Origin of the sequence: Vibrio genomosp. F10 str. 9ZD137 (assembly GCF_049974785.1) — a bacterium.
Classification (GTDB): Bacteria; Pseudomonadota; Gammaproteobacteria; order Enterobacterales; family Vibrionaceae; genus Vibrio.
Map to the genome: position 1 here is coordinate 1 of NZ_JBNGCJ010000704.1, position 4,054 is coordinate 4,054.

Sequence of the window (4,054 nt, forward strand, 5' to 3'; positions counted from 1 at the left end):
TTATATTGAGTTCAGAAATTACTCTGCGTCGTCTTCAGCAGCAAAACGAGCTTCTCTTCTTTGTTCAGCTTCACGAGCCGCTGCTGCTTCACGTTCTTCACGCTCTTGACGCTGCTGCCCTTTACGCTCGTTACGTTCAGCTTGATTTTTAACAAAACCAGCTAGCTCTTTTTCAGCCCAAGCTTGTGCTTGCTCTTCGGTTTCAAAACCCATTTCACGTTTTGAAACAACTACTTTACGAGATGTTACTTGGCGCGTAATTTCCGCAGACCAGCCAGTACGCTTTTCAGTTAAGCGGATAGCAAATTTTTTATTTGTAGCCATTTTTGTATTCCTAAGGGATTAAATCAGGGATTGCCCAACGCTAAGAATTCTATCTATATTGAGCGCGTTTAAAACCATCCCTTGGTAAGCGCGGTATTAGAGCACAAATACAAAAGATTTGCTGCTGTTTTATTCGCTGAAATACATTCAAAAAGCGTTAATAGATAAACCTGAAGTCTCACCGCTTTTTACAATACAAGAGCCATTCCGTCCACTGGCTTTTGCTTTGTATAGTTCTTTATCGGCTTTATGGATCAAGCTGTAATAACTCTCTTTTGAATCACATTCACAGCAAACCGCCCCAATACTTACCGTTAATATATCTTTAACTTTTGAATATTCATGAACAATCGATTCCGACGCTATGTTCTTGTGCATTTGTTTCGCCACCGTATTGGCATCAAGCGGAATCGAAGAAGCAATAACCATGCAGAACTCCTCTCCACCAAAACGTGACAAGATTTTATTTTCGGCATACACGTCCCTATCAATACTTGCGGCAACGCGCTGCAAAGCTCTATCACCTGCCAAATGCCCATAATTATCGTTATAAAGTTTGAATGAATCAATATCGATCATAAAGAGTGCCAAATAGCGAATCTTGGGGTTTTCACTCCATTCTGTCGTGATTTTTTCCAATAACCGTTTGTTTGCTAGCCCAGTCAAGAAATCATGCTCAGACTGCCACTTTAGCTCTTTTTGCTTGATGTCTATCTCTTTAAAAAGCTTATTAATAGCGGAAAAAAAATCCTTCATTTCACGAGAAAGAAAGGCTTGTTTGTCTGGCAAAGGCTTACCTTTTTGAGAAAAATCAATAAATGCTTTACGCGCTTGTTTAATCGGTAATGTCAATTTATGAACCAAGAAAAAATTCATTGCAAAAAGTGTCGCTGCAAAGATAACAAGAAGACTCAACTCATCAGAATCAAAAAATTCAGGCTTATCGATACTATGAGTGACTTGAATATTTATATTTAAATTGGATATTGGATCCCAATAGATGAGTTCACTGATAGAACGATTGCCTATATTTTTGCTGTCATCATCATTGGTGAGATCGAGTATGTTGATCGACACATCTAAACCCGCTGTCTTTTTAATCAACTGAACATAGTCAGGCTCTAATTGGCTTATAAAAATAACGAAACCACTGTGGCAGTTTTTAGCATCAGAATCACAAATTCGAGAAAGTGAATAGATGTAAGCCTGGTTTTCAAACGCAACCAACCCTGTATTCACTTCTAGCTCATCTTTAGAAGTCATCGAACCAAGCTTGAGTAATTGATCAAAATAATGAGAAAGGTCACTACCGACAGGGATTTCCCTTTTTGCTAGACGGTCATATCGAACACCATACATTAACACCTTATTAGGATTAAAAATAAAGACCGCCGTTAACCCCATAGAAGCGAGAGTATGGATATTTAAATCCTCATTAAGAAACTCTTGATTTCCGTTGCTCGCAAACTCACCCATGCTATCCCACGCAGCATTATCTTTAAGAATACCTTCTAGATCGTTTTTAGCAAAATCAAGCATGGCACTGACTTGGTTCACTTCTTTATTGTGAATCATTTCAACTTGAGTCAGCGCATTTTCATATGACCACAAATATTTAAAGGCAAAGTAGGCGCAAAGAAACATGAGCACAATCACTAACGACATAAGTGCTGACAGCGCTCTCATACTCCAAGTCGAGACAGGCATTATGTATGTACTCCTTTGACATTGCCTCCTATTACATTAGTAGATTTTTTATCTATTTAACATGTCAATTTAAGCCAATACTGACATTATTCAGCATCTTCATTTTAAAAAAAATCGCCACTCAATGAGTGGCGATTGCTAATTTTAAACTAAATCAATTTACCCTAATCGTTAGCCTACGTTCTTACGTGCGTTTTGGAACATACGCATCCAAGCACCATTCTCGCCCCAGCCTTCTGGAGACCAAGAGTTTGCAACCGTGCGGAATACACGCTCTGGGTGAGGCATCATGATTGTCACGCGGCCGTCAGTGGTTGTTAAACCAGTGATAGCGTTTGGCGAACCGTTCGGGTTGTTCGGGTATTGCTGCGTTTGGTTACCGTTGTTATCAACGTAACGTAGGGCAACTGTACCTGAATTTTCAATCGCGTTTAGGTGGTCGTTGTCACGCACTTCTACGCGGCCTTCACCGTGAGAAACAGCGATTGGCATACGAGAACCTTCCATGCCATTGAAGAATACAGAATCAGACTTCTGAACTTCAACTAGACTGAAACGTGCTTCAAAACGCTCAGATTCGTTGCGAACGAAACGTGGCCAGTACTCAGCGCCTGGGATTAGGTCACGTAGGTTAGACAACATCTGACAACCGTTACACACACCTAGAGAGAAAGTATCTTCGCGCTTGAAGAAGTTTTCAAATTGGTCACGTGTAGAGTCGTTAAATAGAACTGATTTAGCCCAACCTTCGCCAGCGCCTAGTACGTCACCGTAAGAGAAGCCACCACAAGCCACAAGGCCATTGTACTCTTCTAGAACCGCTTGACCCGTTAGGATATCGCTCATGTGAATATCAGTCGCTTTGAAGCCTGCACGGTCAAACGCTGCTGCCATTTCAACGTGAGAGTTAACACCTTGCTCACGTAGAATTGCCATCTTAGGTTTAGCACCTAGGTTAATATAAGGCGCTGCAATATCTTCGTTTACATCAAAGCTTAGGCTAACGTTTAGACCAGGGTCTGAGTTGTCTTTCTTCGCTTCGTGTTCTTGGTCAGCACATATTGGGTTATCACGTAGACTTTGCATCTTGTGCGTTGTCTCAGCCCAGATAGTACGTAGTTCAGTACGGTTACGCTGGATTACAACGTCTGCGCCTGACTTAATCACTAGCTCATCAGATGCTTCCCCTTCACCAACAACGCTGCCAATGACATGTGAACACGTTTCTAGGCCGTTTTCTGCAAGAGTAGCAAGTACTGCATCTAGGTCATCGTTACGTACTTGGATTACCGCACCCAGTTCTTCGTTGAAGAGTGCCGCAAGCGTATCTTCGCTGTTCTCTGATGCAGATAAAAGCGCTGCAATATCAGCGTTAACACCACAGTGACCTGCGAACGCCATTTCTGCTAGCGTTACGAATAGACCACCATCGCCTTTATCGTGGTAAGCGACAACTTGGTCGTTCGCTACAAGTACTTGAACGCCTTCGTAGAAACCTTTTAGTTGCGCTGCGTTGTCTACGTCTGCTGGTTTATCACCAAGCTGCTTGTAAACTTGCGCCAGTGCCGTTGCACCTAGACGGTTTTTACCGTTACCTAGGTCGATAAGAACTAGGCTTGTATTACCTAGTCCTTCAAGGTTATCAGGGGTGCGCAGTTGAGGAGTGATTGTCTTACGAACATCTTCAACACGTGCAAACGCAGTGATAACAAGAGATAGCGGAGACGTTACTTCTTTCTGCTCGCCATTCTCTTCCCACTTAGTCTTCATCGACATTGAGTCTTTACCCACTGGGATAGTTAGACCCAGAGCTGGACATAGTTCTTCACCAACCGCTTTCACTGCTTCGTAAAGACCTGAATCTTCACCTGGGTGACCTGCTGGAGACATCCAGTTAGCCGACAGTTTAATGTGTTTGATATCGCCGATGTTGGTCGCTGCGATGTTAGTGATTGCTTCACCAACCGCTAGACGAGCCGATGCGCCGAAGTCTAGAAGTGCCACTGGCGTACGCTCACCAAGA

Annotated in this window: 3 protein-coding genes; all 3 read right to left on the reverse strand. The window is 42.7% G+C overall.

All coding sequences use genetic code 11. The features are described from left to right. Positions 1–18 precede the first annotated feature (18 nt). Positions 19–324, reverse strand: coding sequence for a DUF3622 domain-containing protein (locus ACP45E_RS16795; RefSeq protein ID WP_017034202.1), 306 nt, complete (start codon positions 322–324; stop codon positions 19–21). A 147-nt stretch (positions 325–471) separates the two neighbouring features. Next, positions 472–2,031: a sensor domain-containing diguanylate cyclase gene (locus tag ACP45E_RS16800; RefSeq protein WP_026026730.1), complete on the reverse strand. Its 1,560-nt coding sequence runs from the start codon at positions 2,029–2,031 to the stop codon at positions 472–474. 171 nt (positions 2,032–2,202) lie between these two features. Then, the coding region (purL, locus tag ACP45E_RS16805) for a phosphoribosylformylglycinamidine synthase (RefSeq protein WP_083251611.1) at positions 2,203–4,054 on the reverse strand (1,852 nt) is incomplete at its 5' end.

What these genes read in the sequence shown, in the direction of transcription:
- ACP45E_RS16795 (WP_017034202.1), bottom strand. Translation starts at nt 324, where the DNA reads ATGGCTACAAATAAAAAATTTGCTATCCGCTTAACTGAAAAGCGTACT.
- ACP45E_RS16800 (WP_026026730.1), bottom strand. Translation starts at nt 2,031, where the DNA reads ATGCCTGTCTCGACTTGGAGTATGAGAGCGCTGTCAGCACTTATGTCG.